This window comes from Kribbella sp. NPDC051620 (assembly GCF_044453825.1).
Classification (GTDB): Bacteria; Actinomycetota; Actinomycetes; order Propionibacteriales; family Kribbellaceae; genus Kribbella.
Genome location: NZ_JBITDB010000005.1, coordinates 488210 through 506863, shown reverse-complemented (window position 1 = coordinate 506863; position 18654 = coordinate 488210). Strand labels below are relative to the sequence as shown.

The 18654-nt window shown below is 67.9% G+C and carries 17 protein-coding genes; 1 reads left to right on the top strand and 16 read right to left on the bottom strand.

From position 1 onward, the window contains the following. The first annotated feature begins 16 nt into the window (after nucleotides 1-16). Entirely contained in the window at nucleotides 17-601 is a 585-nt protein-coding gene (locus tag ACIA12_RS26970) for an AAA family ATPase (protein WP_396369859.1), read from the top strand. Here the strand turns inward: ACIA12_RS26970 and ACIA12_RS26965 are convergent. The 16 genes from ACIA12_RS26965 to ACIA12_RS26890 all read right to left on the bottom strand — a co-directional run bounded on the left by ACIA12_RS26965 (nucleotide 554) and on the right by ACIA12_RS26890 (nucleotide 18586). Continuing rightward, nucleotides 554-1570: a polyprenyl synthetase family protein gene (locus ACIA12_RS26965; protein ID WP_396369858.1), complete on the bottom strand. Its 1017-nt coding sequence runs from the start codon at nucleotides 1568-1570 to the stop codon at nucleotides 554-556. The two genes, ACIA12_RS26970 and ACIA12_RS26965, sit on opposite strands and share 48 nt — an antisense overlap. Next, nucleotides 1567-3162: an NADH-quinone oxidoreductase subunit NuoN gene (gene nuoN, locus ACIA12_RS26960; protein WP_396370432.1), complete on the bottom strand. Its 1596-nt coding sequence runs from the start codon at nucleotides 3160-3162 to the stop codon at nucleotides 1567-1569. The genes ACIA12_RS26965 and nuoN overlap by 4 nt, the downstream gene beginning before the upstream one ends. Before the next feature lie 11 nt (nucleotides 3163-3173). Next, nucleotides 3174-4700 carry an NADH-quinone oxidoreductase subunit M gene (locus ACIA12_RS26955; RefSeq protein WP_396369857.1) on the bottom strand — a complete coding sequence of 509 codons (1527 nt, stop codon included), beginning with the start codon at nucleotides 4698-4700 and terminating at the stop codon, nucleotides 3174-3176. Next, entirely contained in the window at nucleotides 4697-6568 is a 1872-nt protein-coding gene (gene nuoL, locus ACIA12_RS26950) for an NADH-quinone oxidoreductase subunit L (RefSeq protein WP_396369856.1), read from the bottom strand. The genes ACIA12_RS26955 and nuoL overlap by 4 nt, the downstream gene beginning before the upstream one ends. Before the next feature lie 12 nt (nucleotides 6569-6580). Continuing rightward, the gene (gene nuoK / locus ACIA12_RS26945) at nucleotides 6581-6880 is read right to left on the bottom strand and encodes an NADH-quinone oxidoreductase subunit NuoK (RefSeq protein WP_185448440.1); all 300 of its coding nucleotides are present in this window, start codon (nucleotides 6878-6880) and stop codon (nucleotides 6581-6583) included. Then, the gene (locus ACIA12_RS26940) at nucleotides 6877-7722 is read right to left on the bottom strand and encodes an NADH-quinone oxidoreductase subunit J (RefSeq protein ID WP_396369855.1); all 846 of its coding nucleotides are present in this window, start codon (nucleotides 7720-7722) and stop codon (nucleotides 6877-6879) included. Before ACIA12_RS26940 ends, nuoK begins: the two co-directional genes overlap by 4 nt. Further along, complete coding sequence (gene nuoI, locus ACIA12_RS26935) at nucleotides 7719-8315, bottom strand: NADH-quinone oxidoreductase subunit NuoI (RefSeq protein WP_396369854.1); 597 nt, start codon at nucleotides 8313-8315, stop codon at nucleotides 7719-7721. The genes ACIA12_RS26940 and nuoI overlap by 4 nt, the downstream gene beginning before the upstream one ends. Continuing rightward, nucleotides 8308-9645 (bottom strand): NADH-quinone oxidoreductase subunit NuoH, encoded by a 1338-nt coding sequence (gene nuoH / locus ACIA12_RS26930; protein WP_396369853.1) that lies wholly within the window; start codon nucleotides 9643-9645, stop codon nucleotides 8308-8310. Before nuoH ends, nuoI begins: the two co-directional genes overlap by 8 nt. Next, on the bottom strand, nucleotides 9642-12068 hold the full coding sequence (locus ACIA12_RS26925; RefSeq protein ID WP_396369852.1) for an NADH-quinone oxidoreductase subunit G: 2427 nt from the start codon (nucleotides 12066-12068) through the stop codon (nucleotides 9642-9644). The genes nuoH and ACIA12_RS26925 overlap by 4 nt, the downstream gene beginning before the upstream one ends. Beyond that, a complete protein-coding gene (gene nuoF / locus ACIA12_RS26920) occupies nucleotides 12065-13366 on the bottom strand; it encodes an NADH-quinone oxidoreductase subunit NuoF (RefSeq protein ID WP_396369851.1) in 1302 nt (433 codons plus the stop codon). Before nuoF ends, ACIA12_RS26925 begins: the two co-directional genes overlap by 4 nt. 2 nt (nucleotides 13367-13368) lie before the next feature. Continuing rightward, nucleotides 13369-14181, bottom strand: coding sequence for an NADH-quinone oxidoreductase subunit NuoE (gene nuoE / locus ACIA12_RS26915; RefSeq protein ID WP_396369850.1), 813 nt, complete (start codon nucleotides 14179-14181; stop codon nucleotides 13369-13371). Continuing rightward, the gene (locus ACIA12_RS26910; RefSeq protein WP_396369849.1) at nucleotides 14182-15519 is read right to left on the bottom strand and encodes an NADH-quinone oxidoreductase subunit D; all 1338 of its coding nucleotides are present in this window, start codon (nucleotides 15517-15519) and stop codon (nucleotides 14182-14184) included. After that, nucleotides 15519-16226 carry an NADH-quinone oxidoreductase subunit C gene (locus ACIA12_RS26905; RefSeq protein ID WP_396369848.1) on the bottom strand — a complete coding sequence of 236 codons (708 nt, stop codon included), beginning with the start codon at nucleotides 16224-16226 and terminating at the stop codon, nucleotides 15519-15521. The genes ACIA12_RS26910 and ACIA12_RS26905 overlap by 1 nt, the downstream gene beginning before the upstream one ends. After that, nucleotides 16223-16777, bottom strand: a complete 555-nt coding sequence (locus tag ACIA12_RS26900; protein ID WP_328329756.1) for an NADH-quinone oxidoreductase subunit B family protein — start codon at nucleotides 16775-16777, stop codon at nucleotides 16223-16225. Before ACIA12_RS26900 ends, ACIA12_RS26905 begins: the two co-directional genes overlap by 4 nt. Before the next feature lie 3 nt (nucleotides 16778-16780). Then, nucleotides 16781-17140, bottom strand: coding sequence for an NADH-quinone oxidoreductase subunit A (locus ACIA12_RS26895; RefSeq protein ID WP_164601696.1), 360 nt, complete (start codon nucleotides 17138-17140; stop codon nucleotides 16781-16783). A gap of 132 nt (nucleotides 17141-17272) precedes the next feature. Beyond that, complete coding sequence (locus ACIA12_RS26890; RefSeq protein ID WP_396369847.1) at nucleotides 17273-18586, bottom strand: geranylgeranyl reductase family protein; 1314 nt, start codon at nucleotides 18584-18586, stop codon at nucleotides 17273-17275. Nucleotides 18587-18654 lie beyond the last annotated feature (68 nt).

Below are 18654 nucleotides of genomic sequence, written 5' to 3'. Positions count from 1 at the left end.
CGGAGAGGATCGGGGGATGCGCTACCCAGCGAACGCGATCGTCGTACTGGCGGGCATTCCCGGGTCCGGCAAGAGCACTCTGCTCAGGCGACTCTTCCCCGAGCCCGGCGCCGTCCAGGTGCTCGACTCCGAACCGATCCGCAACCGCTGGAAGCCAGTACTTCGCAAGCTCCCGTACGCCATCTGGCGCCCGGCCCTCCACCTGACCTACTACGCCCGCGTACTCCGCGCCATGCGCACCAACACCCCACTGGTCATCCACGACTGCGCGACCAAGCCACTGGCCAGGCAACTGATCGGCCGGGCAGCCCAACTCGCGGGTCGCCCGGTCCACCTGCTCATGCTCGACGTACCAGCCGACCTGGCCCGCCAAGGCCAACACCAACGCAACCGCGTCGTCCGCAAAGGCAGCATGAAGACCCACGCCCGCCGCTGGCCGGTACTACGGGAGCTGGCGATCACCGACCCCGGGCAAGTCGTGCCCGGGGCAACCTCCGCGACGATCCTGACCCGGGACCAAGCCGACCGCCTGACCCGGATCACCTTTACCCGCTCAGACCGAGCGGGTGACCACCAGATCGCAGAGGGACTCCAGAGCTGAGCGTCCCGGTCCCTCCGGGAGATCCGAAAGCAACTTGCGAGCATCATCAGCACGCCGGCGTACGTCGTCCTCGGCCTGCTGGAGCGACGGGTGCGAACGCAGCAGACCAAGGGCCTCAGCCAGGCGGGCGTCATCCGTCAGGTCGGAGTCGAGCGACTCGAGCAGCCGGGCGTCGGTCGGGGACGACGGATCGGCCTGGGCCCGGAAGATCAGCACCGGGAGGGTCGGAACTCCTTCGCGGAGGTCCGTACCAGGCGTCTTCCCGGACTCCTCGGACATGATGTCGAGGATGTCGTCGGCCAGCTGGAACGCCTGCCCGATCTCCTCGCCGAACGCCCGGACGGTCTCCTGGACCTCCGCGGACGCCCCCGCGAAGCGGGCACCGAACAAAGCCGAGGTAGCGATCAACGAGCCGGTCTTGTCCGCGACCACGGACAAGTAGTGGGCCAGCGGATCCTGCCCCTCCGACACACCCAAGGTCTCCCGGATCTGCCCTTCGACCAACCGGCCGAAGGTCCGCGACTGGATCCGGACCGCCTCGGGCCCGAGCGAAGCGACCAGGTCGGACGCGCGGGCGAACAACCAGTCCCCCGCCAGGATCGCGACCGAGTTGTCCCAGCGCGCGTTGGCCGTCGACGAGCCGCGACGCAACGCCGCCTCGTCCATCACGTCATCGTGGTACAGCGTGGCGACATGCGTCAGCTCGACCACCACCGCCGCGTCGATCACCTCAGACGACGAGGACGACGGGCCGAGCTCCGCGGCGAGCAAGACCAGCAACGGCCGGAACCGCTTGCCACCGGCAACCATCACGTGCTGGACGGCCGCGGTGACGAACGGCGCCTCGGACTGCGCGGAGTCGCGCAGCGCCTGCTCGACCTTGACCAGCCCAGCGCGAACCCGGGCTTCGAGCGCCTCGTCGGCGAACGCGAAGCCCAGGCTCTCGGCCGGCAGCGGGGACTGGCTCACCGGATGAACTCACCAGCCCGGGCGGCCAGGTCGAGCACCGGTCCCGGAACGATACCGAGTACCACCGTGGCAGCCAGACCCAGCGCGACGGCCGTGGTGGTCTGCCAGCCCGGCAGGGCCACGTCCGGCGCGTCGGCCGGCAGGTCGGAGAAGAACATCAGCACGATCACGCGAACGTAGAAGAACGCCGCGACCAGGCTGCAGAGCACCGCGACCACGACCAGCGGCCAGGCGCCACCGGTCCACGCCGCGGTGAACACGGCCCACTTGCCGGTGAAGCCCGCGGTCAGCGGGATACCGGCGAAGCCGAGCAGGAAGAAGGCGAAGATGCCCGCCAGCAGCGGCGACTTCTTGCCCAGTCCGGCCCAGCGCGACAGGTGGGTGGCCTCGCCGCCCGCGTCGCGGACCAGCGTCACCAGCGCGAAGGCGCCGATGGTCGGGAAGCCGTAGCAGACCAGGTAGAACAGCACCGCCTGCGTCGAGGTGATGCCGTGGGTGATCCCGCTGCCGGCCTGCGAGAGCCCGACGAACGCGGTCAGCAGGAAGCCGGCGTGCGCGATCGACGAGTAGGCGAGCATCCGCTTCACGTCGGTCTGGGTCAGCGCCACGATCGAGCCGACCACCATGGTGAGGATCGCGACGACCCACATCATCGGCGCCCAGTCCCAGCGGCTGCCGCCGAGGGCGACGTAGAAGACCCGCATCAGCCCGATGAACGCGGCGATCTTGGTGCAGGCCGCCATGAACCCGGTGACCGGCGTCGGCGCACCCTGGTATACGTCCGGCGTCCACGAGTGGAACGGGACCGCGCCGACCTTGAACAGCAGGCCGACCCCGATCAGGCCGGTACCGGCGAGCAGGATCGCGTCGCCACCGGTCTTGGTGGCCAGCGCGTCCGAGATGCCGCCGAGCGACATGGTTCCGGCGTACCCGTAGAGCAGGGCGATGCCGTAGAGCAGGAAGGCCGAGGCGAAGGCGCCGAGCAGGAAGTACTTCATCGCGGCTTCCTGCGAGATCAGCCGGCGACGGCGCGCCAGCCCGCAGAGCAGGTACAGCGGCAGCGAGAAGACCTCGAGCGCGACGAACAGCACCAGCAGGTCGTTGGCCGAGGCGAACAGCATCATGCCGCCGACCGCGAACAGCGTCAGCGGGAAGACCTCGGTGTGCTCGACCTTGAGCGCGGTGCCTTCACGCTCCGCCTCACTGCCCGGTACCGCGGCAGCCTGGCCGGCGAACGCGGACAGCCCGCCGTCGACCGAGCGCTCGGCGAACAGCAGGATGCTGACCAGCGTCAGCGCGAGCAGCGTGATCCAGGTGAACAGCGCGGGGCCGTCCACCGAGATCGCGCCCTGCGCCGCGAGCAGTTCCTTCTTGTCGTTCATCAGCAGGATGGTCCAGGCACCGGCGGCGACGACGCCGATCAGCGCGATCGCCAGCTGGACCAGGTGCCGAACGTAGCGGGGCACGAACGCCTCGGCGAGGACGCCGACACAGGCCGCGCCGAAGACAGCGAGCAGCGGAGCCAGCTCGTTGTACTCGATCTTCGGCTTGACGAAGTCCGCCAGCGGCAGAGCCTGCGCCGCCAGCGGCATGAGAACTGCACTCACTTCTGTCCCTCCGTCACGGGAACCTGCGGGGCCTTGTCGGTGACGCCCACGTGCTGCATCGTCGACTCGACCGCCGGCTTGATGATGTCGACGATCGGCTTCGGGTAGATGCCGAACCCGATGATCAGCACGACCAGCGGCGCGATCGCGAACACCTCGCGGAAGTTCAGGTCCTTCAGCTTCTCGATCCCGTCACGGACGGGACCGGTCATCAGGCGTTGGTACATGATCAGGATGTAGAGCGCGGCCAGCACGATCCCGAGCACCGCGATCACCGCGATCACCTTGTGCTTGCTGAACGTTCCGGCCAGCACCATGAACTCGGAGATGAACGGCGACAGACCGGGCAGCGCCAGGCTGGACAGGCCGGCGAACAGGAAGGTGCCGGCCAGTACCGGAGCCACCTTCTCGACGCCGCCGTAGTCCGCGATCCGGGCCGAACCGCGGCGCGAGATCAGGTAGCCGGCCACCAGGAACAGTGCCGCGGTGGAGAGACCGTGGTTGAACATGTAGAGCGTCGACCCGGTCAGCCCCTGCGAGGTGAGCGCGAAGATGCCCATCACGATGAAGCCGAAGTGCGAGATCGAGGTGTAGGCGATCAGCCGCTTGATGTCGGTCTGGCCGATCGCCACCAGCGCGCCGTACAGGACGCTGATCAAGGCGAGCACCAGGACGACCGGAGTGGCCCACTTCGACGCTTCCGGGAACAGTCCCAGGCAGAACCGGATCATCCCGAAGGTGCCGATCTTGTCCAGGATGCCGACCAGCAGCACCGACGTACCGGGCGTCGCCTCGGCGGCGGCGTCCGGCAGCCAGGTGTGGAACGGCACCATCGGCGCCTTCACGGCGAAGGCGAAGAAGAAGCCGAGGAACAGCCAGCGCTCGGTGTTCTGCGACATGTCGACCTTCATCAGGTCGGACAGCAGGTACGACGGGTCGCCGCCGTTCTTGGCCGAGACCACGTACAGACCGACCACCGACGCCAGCATCAGCAGACCGCCGAGCAGCGAGTAGAGCAGGAACTTCACCGCCGCGTACGACCGCTGCGGACCGCCGAAGCCACCGATCAGGAAGTACATCGGGATCAGCGTGGCCTCGAACAGCACGTAGAAGAGGAACACGTCGGTGGCGCTGAAGACGCCGATCGACAGCGCCTCCAGGCCGAGGATCCAGGCGAAGAACGACTTCTCACTCCAGCGACCGGTCTTCGCGTCGTTCCAGGAGGCGATCAGCACGATCGGGGTGAGCAGCGCGGTGAGCACCACCAGCACGATCCCGACACCGTCCAGCCCGAGCGCGTAGTGCGCGCCGAAGGCCTTGATCCAGGTGTGGTTCTCCTCGTAGTCAGCAGCACCGTTCTGGTGGTAGCCGACAGCGATCACGATGGTCAGCGCCAGCGTGACGAGGGAGAAGACCAGTGCCACCTGCTTGGACAGCAGCGCCTTGGCTCTCGGCACCGCGATCGTCGCCAGGGCCCCTACCAACGGCAGGAGCAGCGTCAGGGTCAGCCAACCGATTTTCACGACAACCTCACCGCGAGGAGGGCGACGACCACGAATGCGGCGCCGAAGACCATGCTGAGTGCGTAGGAACGGACGAAGCCCGTCTGGAACCGGCGCAGCCGGCCGGACAGCCCGCCGAAGAGTGCGGCCAGCCCGTTGACCAGGCCGTCCACTCCGCGGTTGTCGAGCCAGACCAGCGTCCGGGTGAGGTACTGGCCCGGGCGCATCAGGACGGCTTCGTTGAGCGCGTCGCCGTACAGGTCACGGCGGGCGAAGGTGGTGGCCGGCGAGACCCGGACGGGCGCCTCGCGCGGGATGTCGCGGCGGTACCGCAGTACTGCGATCGCGATGCCGACGGCAACGACCGCGAGGGTGATCACCGTCATCACCGTGGCGCTGACCGGAGCGTGCTCCTCCTCGTGACCGACCACCGGCTCCAGCCAGTCGACGATCCAGTGGCCGGCGAAGTACAGCGCGCCGCCACCGAGGGAGAGTGCCGCGAGGATGATCAGCGGACCGGTCATCACCGCGGGCGACTCGTGCGGGTGCACGTCCTTCTCCCAGCGCTTCTCGCCGAAGAAGGTCATCAGCATCAACCGGGTCATGTAGAACGCGGTGATCCCGGCGCCGAGCAGCGCGCACAGACCGATCACCGTGTTGTCCGCGAACGCGGCCTCGATGATCTTGTCCTTGCTGAAGAAGCCGGCGAACGGCGGGATGCCGAGGATCGCCAGGTAGCCGAACGCGAACGTCACGAAGGTGACCTTCATGTACTTCGCCAGGCCGCCGTAGTGGCGCATGTTCACGTCGTCGTTCATCCCGTGCATCACGGAGCCGGCGCCGAGGAACATGTTGGCCTTGAAGAACCCATGCGTGAGCAGGTGGAAGATCGCGAACACGTAGCCCGCCGGGCCGAGGCCCGCGGCGAGCATCATGTAGCCGATCTGGCTCATCGTCGAACCGGCCAGCGCCTTCTTGATGTCGTCCTTGGCGCAACCGATGATCGCACCGACCAGCGCGGTCACCGTGCCGACGATCACCACCGCGGTCGAGGCCGCGTCGGTGACCTCGTAGATCGCGTGCGAGCGGACCACCAGGTAGACGCCCGCGGTGACCATCGTCGCCGCGTGGATCAGCGCCGACACCGGGGTCGGGCCCTCCATCGCGTCCAGCAGCCAGGACTGCAGCGGCACCTGCGCCGACTTGCCGCAGGCCGCCAGCAGCAGCATCAGGCCGAGCAGCGTGCCCCAGGTGCTGGAGACGTGCTCGGCGCCGGCGTTCACGGTCGCGAAGGCAGAGGAGCCGAACAGCGCCCACATGCTCATCACCGCGAGCGAGAGGCCGATGTCACCGACCCGGTTCACCACGAATGCCTTCTTCGCGGCGGTCGCGGCCGAGTGCTTGTGCTGCCAGAACCCGATCAGCAGGTACGACGCCAGACCGACGCCTTCCCAGCCGACGAAGACCAGCAGGTAGTCGGCGGCCAGCACCAGCAGCAGCATCGACGCGATGAACAGGTTCAGGTACCCGAAGAAGCGCCGCCTGCGCGGGTCGTGGTCCATGTAGCCGATCGAGTAGATGTGGATCAGCGACCCGACACCCGTGATCAGCAGCACGAACAGGATGGACAGCTGGTCGACCAGCAGGGTCACATCCACATGCACGCTGCCGACCGAGAACCACTCGAACAGCTTGACCGTCTCGGACCGCTCTTCGCCGGACTTGCCCTGCATCTGGAAGAACAGCAGGACCCCGCAGACGAACGAGGCCAGCGACGCCGCGGTGCCCAGCAGGTGACCCCACGCGTTGGTGGCTTTGCCACCAAGCAGCAGGATCGCCGCGGACACCGCCGGGATCGCGACCAGCAGCCACGTCAGCTCATGACTCATCGGTTTCAGACCTCAGTACTTGAGCAGGTTGGCGTCGTCGACCGAGGCCGAGCGACGGGTGCGGAAGATGGCCATGATGATCGCCAGGCCGATCACGACCTCGGCCGCGGCCACCACCATCACGAAGAAGGCGGCGATCTGGCCGTCGAGGTTGCCGTGCTGGCGGGCGAAGCTGACGAACGCCAGGTTCGTCGCGTTCAGCATCAGCTCCACACACATGAACACGACGATCGCGTTGCGCCGGACGAGCACCCCGAGCGCGCCGATGCTGAACAGCATCGCCGACAAGACGATGTACGGCTCGGTGCTCACGAGTTGTCTCCTTCACGGAATCCGGTCAGATCCGTACCGGTGGGTTCCGGCGGGACCTCGTCGCCCGCGTCGCCGTCGGCGATCTTGCGGACCGTCTCGATCTCGTCGCGCTCCTCGGTCTCGGGGAACACCGTGCCACGTGCCTGCAGCACGCGCGAAACCGAGGTCGGCGCGATCGACCCGTCGGGCAGCAGCGCCGGCGTGTCGACGGCGTTGTGCCGGGCCAGCACACCCGGCGTCGGCAACGGGCCCGGGTGCACGCCGGCCTCGGCGTACTTGCGGATCCGCTCCTCGGCGTGGTCGCGCTGGGTCAGCTTCTTGGTCAGCCGCTCGCGGTGCGCCAGCATCATCGCGCCCATCGCCGCGGTGATCAGCAGCGCCGAGGTGACCTCGAAGGCGAACACGTACTTGCCGAACAGCAGCTGCGCGAGCCCCTTCACGTTCCCGTCCGGCTGTGCCTGGCCGAGCCCGATCGGGTCGCCGTACTTGGCGTTGCCGACCGCGAAGATCAGCAGCACCGCGATCCCCAGGAAGGCCAGCCCGGCCAGCAGCCGCTGGCCGCGGATCGTCTCGACCAGCGAGTCGGAGGCGTCGACGCCGACCAGCATCAGGACGAACAGGAACAGCATCAGGATCGCGCCGGTGTAGACGATGATCTGGACCGCGAACAGGAACGGCGCGTCCTGTGCCGCGTACTGGATGGCCAGGCAGATCATCACGGTGGCGAGCAGCAGCGCGGAGTGCACCGCCTTGCGGACCAGGATCATCGCGATCGCGGCCAGCACCATGATCGGGGCCAGCATCCAGAACGCGACCTGGCCGCCGGTGACGAGCGGGGTCACTGGTCAGCACCACCCTTGAGCGAGCTCTCCGGGTGGATCGAGGCGCTCTCCGGTACGACCGCGGCGCCGGTCAGGCCCAGGTAGTAGTCGGTCTGGGACTTGCCGAGCTGCATCTCGTGCGGCGGCTCCTCCATCCCGGGGAGCAGCGGAGCCAGCAGGTCCTTCTTCTCGTAGATGAGGGACTCGCGGGTGCGGTCGGCCAGCTCGTACTCGTTGGTCATCGTGAGCGCCCGGGTCGGGCACGCCTCGATGCACAGGCCGCAGAGGATGCAGCGCAGGTAGTTGATCTGGTAGACGCGGCCGTAGCGCTCACCAGGCGAAAAACGACCGGAGCCGCCCGCTGAATCTACAGCGTTGTCAGCGCCCTCGACGTAGATCGCGTCCGCCGGGCAGGCCCAGGCGCACAGCTCGCAGCCGATGCACTTCTCCAGGCCGTCGGGCCAGCGGTTCAGCTGGTGGCGGCCGTGGAACCGCGGCGCGGTCGGCTTCTTGTCGAACGGGTACTGCTCGGTGAACGTCTTCCGGAACATCGTCCGGAAGGTGACCCCGAATCCGGCGACCGGATCCCAGAGGGACTCTTTGACGCTAGCCACGGCTGCCTTCCTTGCTACGAACGTCCGTGCTCGTGGAATCGACGAGTGGTGGTGGCACCGGGAAGCCGCCGGCGAAGGCGTCGAACTCCTCGCCCTCCACCGGCTCCGGCTGGTCGGTCTTCTTCTGCGGCAGGAACATCGAGATCACCGCGATGGCCGCGACGATGCCGGCCGCCACCAGCAGGTAGTTGCGCTGGTTGCCGCTGTCCACCTCGCGGCCGACCGCGCGGACCGTGGCGACCAGCAGGATCCAGCCCAGCGATACCGGGATCAGGATCTTCCAGCCCAGCTTCATGAACTGGTCGTAGCGCAGTCGCGGCAGCGTTCCGCGCAGCCAGATGTACATGAAGATGAAGCACATCATCTTGCCGACGAACCACAGCACCGGCCAGAAGCCGGAGTTCGCGCCGTCCCACAGCGAGATCGGCCAGGGCGCCCGCCAGCCGCCCAGGAACAGCGTGGTGGCCAGCGCGGACACGGTCGCCATGTTGATGTACTCGGCCAGGAAGAACATCGCGTACTTCATCGAGGAGTACTCGGTCAGGAAGCCGGCCACCAGCTCGCCCTCGGCCTCCGGCAGGTCGAACGGCGCCCGGTTCGTCTCGCCGATCATCGAGATCACGTAGATCACGAACGACGGGAACAGCAGTACGGCGTACCAGCCCGGGATCGGGATGTGCGCCCCGAACAGGTTCAGCGTCTGGTGCGAGGCCTGCGCGTTGACGATGTCCGAGGTGGACATCGAGCCGGCGAACAGGAACACGGTCACCAGGGCCAGGCCCATCGCGACCTCGTACGAGATCATCTGGGCGCTGGAGCGCAGACCACCGAGCAGCGAGTACGTCGAGTTGGAGGACCAGCCGCCGAGCACGATGCCGTAGATGCCGATCGAGGCGATCGCCATCACGTACAGCACCGACACCGGCAGGTCGGTCAGCTGCAACCGGGTGTAGGTGTCGGTGAAGGGGATCTTCACCGTCGGCCCGAACGGGATCACCGCGAAGGTCAGGAAGGCCGGGATCGAGACGATCACCGGCGCCGCGACGTAGACGAACTTGTCCACGCCCTTCGGCATCAGGTCTTCCTTGAACATCAGCTTCATGCCGTCGGCCAGCGACTGGAGCAGACCGAACGGGCCGTGCACGTTCGGCCCGATCCGGTTCTGCATGTAGGCCACGACCCGGCGCTCCCACCAGATGTTGAAGAGCGTCAGCACGATCAGGAAGACGAAGATCAGCAGTACCTTGATCAGCACCACCCACCAGGGGTCGTTGCCGACCCCCGCATCGGGCGGTGGCGCCAGCGGCAGGGCGAGCGGGATGGACATCATGCGTTCCCTCCGGCAATGGTCACGATCGAGCCGTGATCGGCATGCAGCGAGCGTCGGACATGCGAGTCGGCCGAGTTGGCCGGCAGCCAGACGACGTTGTCGGTCATCGCGGTGATCGCCACCGGCAACCGGATCGAGCCGGCGTCGGTGCTCACCACGAGCTCGTCGCCGTCGTTCACGCCGACCCGGTGGGCCGTGGTCTGCGAGATCCGCGCCACCGGCCGGCGGGCGGTCGCGACCAGGTGCGGCTCGCCGTCGTTGCCGCGGCTGTCGTCGATCAGCATCCGCCAGGTGGCCAGCCGGGTCGAGTCGAACGCGCCGAGCGGCGGACCCGCCTGGTACGTCGGTTCGCCGGCCCGGTCGCCGTCCCAGCGGCCGAGCTCGTCGTACTCCTTCTTCGCCCCGTGCGGGGTGCTGAAGCCGAGCGGCGAGTCCATCTCCTGGGCCAGTGCGGCCAGCGCCCGGACATCCGGCATCGCGGCCGGCACCTTGAGCACGACCGGGAAGGACCGCTCGCGGCCCTCCCAGTTCACGAAGGTGCCGTCCTTCTCCGCCGGCGGTACGACCGGGAAGACGACGTCGGCGTGCTCGGTCACCTGCGAGTTGCGAACCTCGAAGCTGACCACGAACGGCGCGGCGGCTAGCGCAGCCAGGGCAGCCGCCGGGTCCGGCAGGTCGTCGATCTCGACACCCGCCACGACCAGTGCCTGCAGCGAGCCGGCCGCGGCGAGGATCTCGCCGACGTCCTTGCCGGTCGTGCTGGGCAGGTTCTCGACGCCCCAGGCGGCCTGCAGGTCGACCCGTGCGGCCGCGTCCGACACCAGACGACCGCCCGGCAGCAGACCCGGCAGGCAGCCCGCGTCGAGCGCACCACGGTCACCCGCGCGACGCGGGATCCAGACCAGCTGTGCTCCGGTGTCCAGCGCGAGCCGCAGCGCGGCGGAGTACGCGCCCTGTACGGACGCGAGCCGCTCGCCGACGACGATGACCGAGTTGGCACCGAGTGCGTCGAACGCCAGTGCCCCGGTCTCGCCGGTACCGCGCAGATCACTCAGTACGGCGGCCTCGGTGCCCGGGCTGCTCTGGACCACGACGCCCGAAAGCTTCTCGATCCCGCGCGATCCGAACGCTGCGACCGTGAAGACCTTGGTGCCGTTCTTCTTGACGCCCTTGCGCAGCCGGAGGAAGACCGACGGCGACTCCTCCTCGGGCTCGAAGCCCACGAGCAGTACCGATGCGGCGTTCTCCAGGTCGGCGAACGTCGTGCCGAGCCCGGTGCCCGCGACCGCGGCGGCCAGGAAGTCGGCCTCCTCGGCCGAGTACGGCCGGGAACGGAAGTCGATGTCGTTGGTACCGAGGGCGACGCGCGCGAACTTCGAGTACGCGTAGGCGTCCTCGAGCGTCAGCCGGCCACCGGTCAGTACGGCGGCGTTGCCCCGCGCGGCGACGAGCTTCTTCGCCGCGAAGTCCAGCGCCTCCGGCCAGGAAGCAGGCCGCAGCTCGCCGTCCTCGCGGATCAGCGGGTGGGTCAGCCGGTCACCGGTGTACGCGTAGTTGAACGCGAACCGGTCCCGGTCGGAGATCCACTCCTCGTTGACGTCCGGGTCGTCACCGGCCAGCCGGCGCATCACCTTGCCGCGCCGGTAGTCGATCCGGATCGCCGCGCCGGACGCGTCGTGCTCGGCGATCGAAGGCACCGAGACGAGGTCGAACGGCCGGGACCGGAACCGGTACGCCGCGCTGGTCAGCGCGCCGACCGGGCAGATCTGGATCGTGTTGCCGGAGAAGTAGCTCTCGAACGGCTCCTTCTCGTAGATGCCCACCTGCTGCAGCGCGCCGCGCTCGAGCAGCTCGATGAACGGGTCGCCGGCGATCTGCTGGGAGAACCGGGTGCAGCGGGCGCAGAGCACGCAGCGCTCGCGGTCCAGCAGCACCTGGGCGGAGATGTTGATCGGCTTGGGGTACGTCCGCTTCACGCCCTCGAAGCGGCTCTCGCCCCGGCCGTTCGTCATCGCCTGGTTCTGCAGCGGGCACTCGCCACCCTTGTCGCAGACCGGGCAGTCCAGCGGGTGGTTGATCAGCAGGAACTCCATCTGCCCCTGCTGGGCCTTGTCGGCCACCGGCGAGGAGATCTGGGTCCGGATGACCATGCCGTCGGCAACGGTCAGCGAGCACGAGGTCTGCGGCTTCGGCATCCCCCGGCCGTTGCCCGCGTCGACGACCTCGACGAGGCACTGACGGCAGGCGGCGACCGGGTCGAGCAGCGGGTGGTCGCAGAACCGCGGGATCTGGACGCCGATCTGCTCGGCCGCCCGGATCGCCAGGCTGTTCTTGGGGACCTTCACCTCGACGTCGTCGATGGTGACGGTGACCAGGTCGACCTTTTCGACCTGGCCCGCCGGCGGGTTGGCTTGGATCGTCATGCGGTTGCTCCAGCGGTCGCGAAGACGGTGGACGCCATCGGGTCGAACGGGCAGCCGCCGTTCGTGAAGTGCGCGAGGTAGTCGTCCTTGAAGTGCTGGATCGAGCTGGTGATCGGCGCGGTCGCGCCGTCGGCCAGCGCGCAGAACGAGCGGCCGGTGATGTTGTCGCTCAGGTCCAGCAGCTTCTCGAGGTCGCTCTCGTCGCCCTGGCCGGCCTCCAGCCGCTCCAGGATCTGTACCAGCCACCAGGTGCCCTCACGGCACGGGGTGCACTTGCCACAGGACTCGTGCTTGTAGAACTCGGTCCAGCGCAGCGTGGCGCGGACCGGGCAGACCGTCTCGTCGAAGATCTGCAGCGCCTTGGTGCCGAGCAGCGAGCCGGCCCCGGAGACACCTTCGTAGTCCAGCGGCACGTCGAGGTGGTCGGCGGTCAGCAACGGCGTCGAGGACCCACCAGGGGTCCAGAACTTCAGCTCGTGGCCCTCGCGGATCCCGCCGGCCAGGTCGAGCAGCTGCCGCAGCGTGATGCCCATCGGCGCCTCGTACTGACCCGGCCGGGTGACGTGGCCGGACAGCGAGTAGATCGTCGGGCCCTTGGACTTCTCGGTGCCCATCGAGCCGAACCAGTCGGCGCCGTTGTTGATGATCGAGGGAACGGATGCGATCGACTCGACGTTGTTGATGACAGTGGGGCAGCCGTACAGGCCGGCCACCGCGGGGAACGGAGGACGCAGCCGGGGTTGACCACGACGACCTTCCAGCGAGTCGAGCAGCGCGGTCTCTTCACCGCAGATGTACGCGCCGGCGCCGGCATGCACGATCACGTCGATGTCGTAGCCGGTGCCGAGCACGTTGGTGCCGATGAAGCCGGCTTCCTTCGCCTCGGCGACCGCCTGCTGCAGCCGGCGGACGACGTGCAGCACCTCACCGCGGACGTAGATGAACGCGGTGTTCGCGTTGATCGCGTACGCCGAGATGATGACGCCCTCGACCAGCGTGTGCGGCGAGGCGAGCATCAGCGGGATGTCCTTGCAGGTGCCCGGCTCGGACTCGTCGGCGTTCACCACCAGGTACTTCGGCTTCGGGTTGTCCTGCGGGATGAACGACCACTTCATGCCGGTCGGGAAGCCCGCGCCACCACGGCCGCGCAGACCGGAGTCCTTGACCGCGGTGACCACGTCGGCCGGCTGCATCCGCAGCGCGGTGCGCAACGCGTCGTACCCGCCGGAACGCTGGTACGAGGCGAGCTGCCAAGCGCGGATCTGGTCCCAGTTGTCGGACAGCACTGGAGTGAGCACGGTCAGTCCTCCTTGCGGCTGTCGTCGGTGTGCACAGCCTGGGATTCCTTGCCGGGCTGGTCTTCCGGCCGCGGACCGGAAGCGGCTTCCGGCGAGACGCTTGTCTCGGCGGCGGCGCCGTTGCTGCTCCGGGAGTGCGATCCCTCCGGGGCGGTCCAGTTGCGCTCGCGGGCCAGCCGCAGGCCGGCCAGCGTCGCCTTGCCACCGGTCGGGCCCTCGTCGGCCCGGCCGTCGGGGAAGCCGGCCAGCACGCGCTCGGCTTCCTTCCAGGTGCAGATCGTGGCACCGCGCGGGGACTTGACCTCAGTGCCCTCGCGCAGGTCGTCGACGAGCTGGGTCGCCGACTCCGGCGTCATGTCGTCGAAGAACTCCCAGTTCACCATCATCACCGGCGCGTAGTCGCAGGCGGCGTTGCACTCGAGGTGCTCGAGGGTGATCTTGCCGTCCTCGGTGGTCTCGTCGTTGCCGACGTCCAGGTGCTGCTTGAGGCGCTCGAAGATCAGGTCGCCACCCATCACCGCGCAGAGCGTGTTGGTGCAGACGCCGACGTGGTAGTCGCCGACCGGGCGGCGCTTGTACATCGTGTAGAAGGTCGCCACCGCCGACACCTCGGCGCCGGTCAGCCCGAGCACGTGGGCGCAGGCCTCGATGCCCTCGGGGGTGATCCGGCCCTCGACCGACTGCACCAGGTGCAGCATCGGCAGCAGGGCCGAGCGGCCGACCGGGTACCGGGCGGCCAGCTCGCGCATCTCGGCGATCGTGGTGTCACCGATCTTCGTCTCGCCTGTGCTGTAGGGAACGGTTGTGTCAGCCATCTATCGGTCCACTCCACCCATCACCGGGTCAAGGCTGGCGACGGCGACGATCACGTCGGCGACCTGTGAGCCCTCGCACAGGATCGGCATCGCCTGCAGGTTTGCGAACGACGGGTCGCGGAAGTGCGCCCGGTACGGCTTGGTGCCGCCGTCGGAGACCAGGTGACAGCCCAGCTCGCCGCGCGGCGACTCGATCGCCACGTAGGCCTGCCCGGCCGGGACCCGGAAGCCCTCGGTGACGAGTTTGAAGTGATGGATCAGGGCTTCCATCGACTCGCCCATGATGTGCTTGATGTGGTCGAGCGAGTTGCCCATCCCGTCGTTGCCGACGGCCAGCTGGCTCGGCCAGCCGATCTTCTTGTCCTGCACCATCACCGGCTCGCCCTCCATCTTGGCCAGGCGGTCGGCGCACTGCTCGACGATCTTCAGCGACTCCCACATCTCCTGCAGCCGCACCCGGAACCGGCCGTACGAGTCGGCGGTGTCCCAGGTCGGTACGTCGAAGTCGTAGGTCTCGTAGCCGCAGTACGGCTGGGTCTTGCGCAGGTCCAGGCCGTACCCGGTCGCGCGCAGCGGCGGGCCGGAGATGCCGAGCGCCATGCACCCGGTCAGGTCCAGGTAGCCGACGTCCTGCAGGCGGGCCTTGAAGATCGGGTTCGCGTTGCAGAGTTCGGCGTACTCGGGCAGGTGCTTGTTCATCCAGGTGATGTACTCCCGGATCTTGTCCAGCGCGCCGGCCGGCAGGTCCTGGGCGACGCCGCCGGGCCGGATGAACGCGTGGTTCATCCGCAGGCCGGTGATCAGCTCGAACAGGTCGAGCGTCATCTCGCGCTCACGGAAGCCGATCGTCATCACCGTCAGGGCGCCGATCTCCATCCCACCGGTGGCGATGCAGACCAGGTGGCTGCTGATCCGGTTGAGCTCCATCAGGAGCACCCGCATCACGTTGGCCTTCTCCGGGATCTGGTCCTCGATGCCGAGCAGCCGCTCGACCGCCAGGCAGTACGCCGTCTCGTTGTAGAACGGCGACAGGTAGTCCATCCGGGTGCAGAACGTGACGCCCTGCGTCCAGGAGCGGAACTCCATGTTCTTCTCGATACCGGTGTGCAGGTAGCCGATGCCGCAGCGGGCCTCGGTCACGTTCTCACCCTCGATCTCGAGGATGAGCCGGAGCACGCCGTGGGTGGACGGGTGCTGCGGGCCCATGTTGACGACGATGCGCTCTTCGGGCTCGTCGCCCAGGCCGGACACGACCGAGTCCCAGTCCTGACCGGTGACGGTGAAGACCTTGCCCTCGGTGGTGTCCCGGGTGGCGGCGTAGGGATCTGTAGTGGTCATCAGTTATACGACCTCCGCGTGTCGGGCGGCGGGATGACGGCGCCCTTGTACTCGACGTCGATACCGCCGAGCGGGTAGTCCTTGCGTTGCGGGTGACCCGGCCAGTCGTCGGGCATCTGGATCCGGGTCAGCGCCGGGTGTCCGTCGAAGATGATGCCGAAGAAGTCCCAGGTCTCCCGCTCGTGCCAGTCGTTGGCCGGGTAGACCGAGACGACGGACGGGATGTGCGGGTCGGCCTCGGAGCAGGACACCTCGAGCCGGATCCGCCGGTTGTGCGTGATCGAGAGCAGGTGGTAGACCGCGTGCAGCTCGCGCCCGGTCTCGTTCGGGTAGTGCACGCCGGAGACACCGGAGCAGAACTCGAACCGCAGCGACTCGTCGTCGCGCAACTGCTGGGCGACCTCGACCAGCCGCTCGCGGGCGATGTGCAGGGTCAGCTCGTTGTGCTGGACGACGACCTTCTCGATCGCGCCCTCGCCGACCAGGCTCTCCAGCTTCTCGGTGGCACCGTCGAACCAGCCGCCGTACGGCTTGGCCGATCCGCCGGGCAGTGCGACCTGACGCTGCAAACCGCCGAAGCCGGAGGTGTCACCGGTACCGCGGACACCGAACATGCCCTCGCGCTGGTCGATGACCTCGGCCGCCGGCGTCTGGGCGTCCGAACCCGGCTGGGTCGCCGGAAGGTTCTCGGGTTGGGTGTCGCTCACCGAAGCAGGCCCTTCAGTTCAAGGGTGGGGGAAGCGGCCAGGGCGGCAGTCTCCTGCTCGGCCTGCAGCGCCTTCTTGTTCGCGCCGAGCTTGCCGTTCTGGATGTCCTCGTGCAGCTTGAGGAACGCGTCCAGCAGCATCTCCGGCCGCGGCGGGCAGCCGGGCAGGTACATGTCGACCGGGACCACGTGGTCCACGCCCTGGACGATCGCGTAGTTGTTGAACATGCCGCCCGAGGAGGCGCAGACACCCATCGCCAGCACCCACTTCGGGTTCGGCATCTGGTCGTAGATCTGGCGCAGCACGGGGGCCATCTTCTGGCTCACCCGGCCGGCCACGATCATCAGGTCAGCCTGCCGCGGCGACGCCCGGAAGACCTCCATGCCGAACCGGGCCGCGTCGTAACGCGGGGCGCCGGTGGTCATCATCTCGATCGCGCAGCAGGCCAGCCCGAAGGTTGCCGGCCACAACGAGGCCTTGCGCATGTAGCCGGACAGGCCCTCGATCGTGGTCAGCAGTACGCCGGCCGGAAGCTGTTCTTCAACACCCATAGGTCAGTCCCACTCCAGTCCGCCGCGGCGCCACACGTAGGCGTACGCGACGAAGACGGTAACGATGAAGATGACCATCTCGACCAACCCGAACAGCGCCATCTGGTCGAAGGCGACGGCCCAGGGGTAGAGGAAGATGATCTCGATGTCGAACACGATGAAGAGCATCGCGGTGATGTAGTACTTCACCGGGAAACGCCCACCACCGACCGGCTGCGGCGTCGGCTCGATGCCGCACTCGTACGAGTCGAGCTTGGCCCGGTTGTAGCGCTTCGGGCCGACCAGCGCGCTGGTCACCAAGGTGCCCGCCACGAAGATCGTCGCGAGCACACCGAGGATGAGGATCGGTACGTAAGGGTGCATCTTGGCGCTGCTCCCTCCTTACTTGCGTCCGGTACTGCGTGGGTCGGTCGTGTTCGTCGTGCTGTTACTGCCTCTTGCGGTGCAGCACTGTGTTACCAGTACTGCTGTGTCTCAGATCACCCGCCCCACCGATCAGGCGGCGGGAGCGACCTTGGTGAGACCGTTGATGATCTTGTCCATCACGTCGCCGTCGCGCGGGTCGGTGAGGTTGGCGAGCAGTTTCAGGGTGAACTTCATCAAGGTGGTGCGCGGCAGACCGTACTTGGTGCACAGCCGCATCACCTCCGGGTTTCCGATCAGCTTCACGAACACCCGGCCGAGCGTGTAGTAGCCGCCGTACTCCTGCTTCAGCGCCTTCGGGTACGCCGAGAGCGCCCGCTCGCGCTGGTTGGGTTGCCGGCGCAGAGCCTGCGCGGCGACCTCGGCCGCGAACGCGCCGGACTCCATCGCGTACGGGATGCCCTCACCGTTGAACGGGTTCACCATCCCGCCCGCGTCGCCGAGCAGCATCAGGCCGCGGGTGTAGTGCGGCTGCCGGTTGAAGCCCATCGGCAGCGCCGCCCCGCGGATCGGGATGGTCTGGAACTCGTCGCGGAACTGCCACTCGTCCGGCGTGTTCTTCAGCCACTGCTTGAGCAGGTCCGCGTAGTCGACCTTGCCGAAGGCGTCGGAGGTGTTCAGGATGCCGAGGCCGACGTTGACGGTGCCGTCGCCCATCCCGAAGATCCAGCCGTACCCCGGCAGCAGGCTGCGCTGACCCGGGTTCTTCGGGTCGTCGGTCCACAGCTCCAGCCAGGACTCGAGGTAGTCGTCGTCGTGCCGCGGGCTGGTGAAGTACGTCCGGACGGCGACGCCCATCGGCCGGTCGTCGCGCTTGTGCAGCCCCATCGAGACGCTCAGCCGCGACGAGTTGCCGTCGGCGGCCATCACCAGCGGGGCGCGGAACTCGAGGTCCTCGCCGGCCCGCCGGCCGTTGTCGTCGACCGGCTTGGCGGTGACGCCGACGATGAAGCCCTTGTCGTCCAGGATCGGCGCGGTCACGTTGGTCCGCTCGCGCAGCTGGGCGCCGGCCTTGACGGCCTGGCGGGCCAGCATGTCGTCGAAGTCCATCCGGTTGCGGGTCAGCCCGTAGTTCGGGTGGCTGGCCAGGTCGGGCCAGTCGAGCTGCAGCTCGTGCCCGGCGCCGCGGATCCGCAGACCGTAGTTCTTGATCCAGCCGGCCTCGGGCGAGATGTCGATGCCCATGTTGATCAGCTGCTTGGTCCCCCGCGGGGTGAGGCCGTCGCCACACACCTTCTCGCGCGGGAACGCGGTCTTCTCGAGCAGCAGCACGTCGAGGCCGGCGTTGGCCAGATGGTACGCGGCTGCCGAGCCTGCGGGCCCGGCGCCGACGACGATCACATCAGCGGTCTCGGCCTGCTGCCTGCTAGGCACGCTCTGGCTCATCTCATCCCGGCCTGGTGGAGGGCTGTGTCACTCGTGAAGGGATTCACGAGGCCTGGTCATCCGACAGT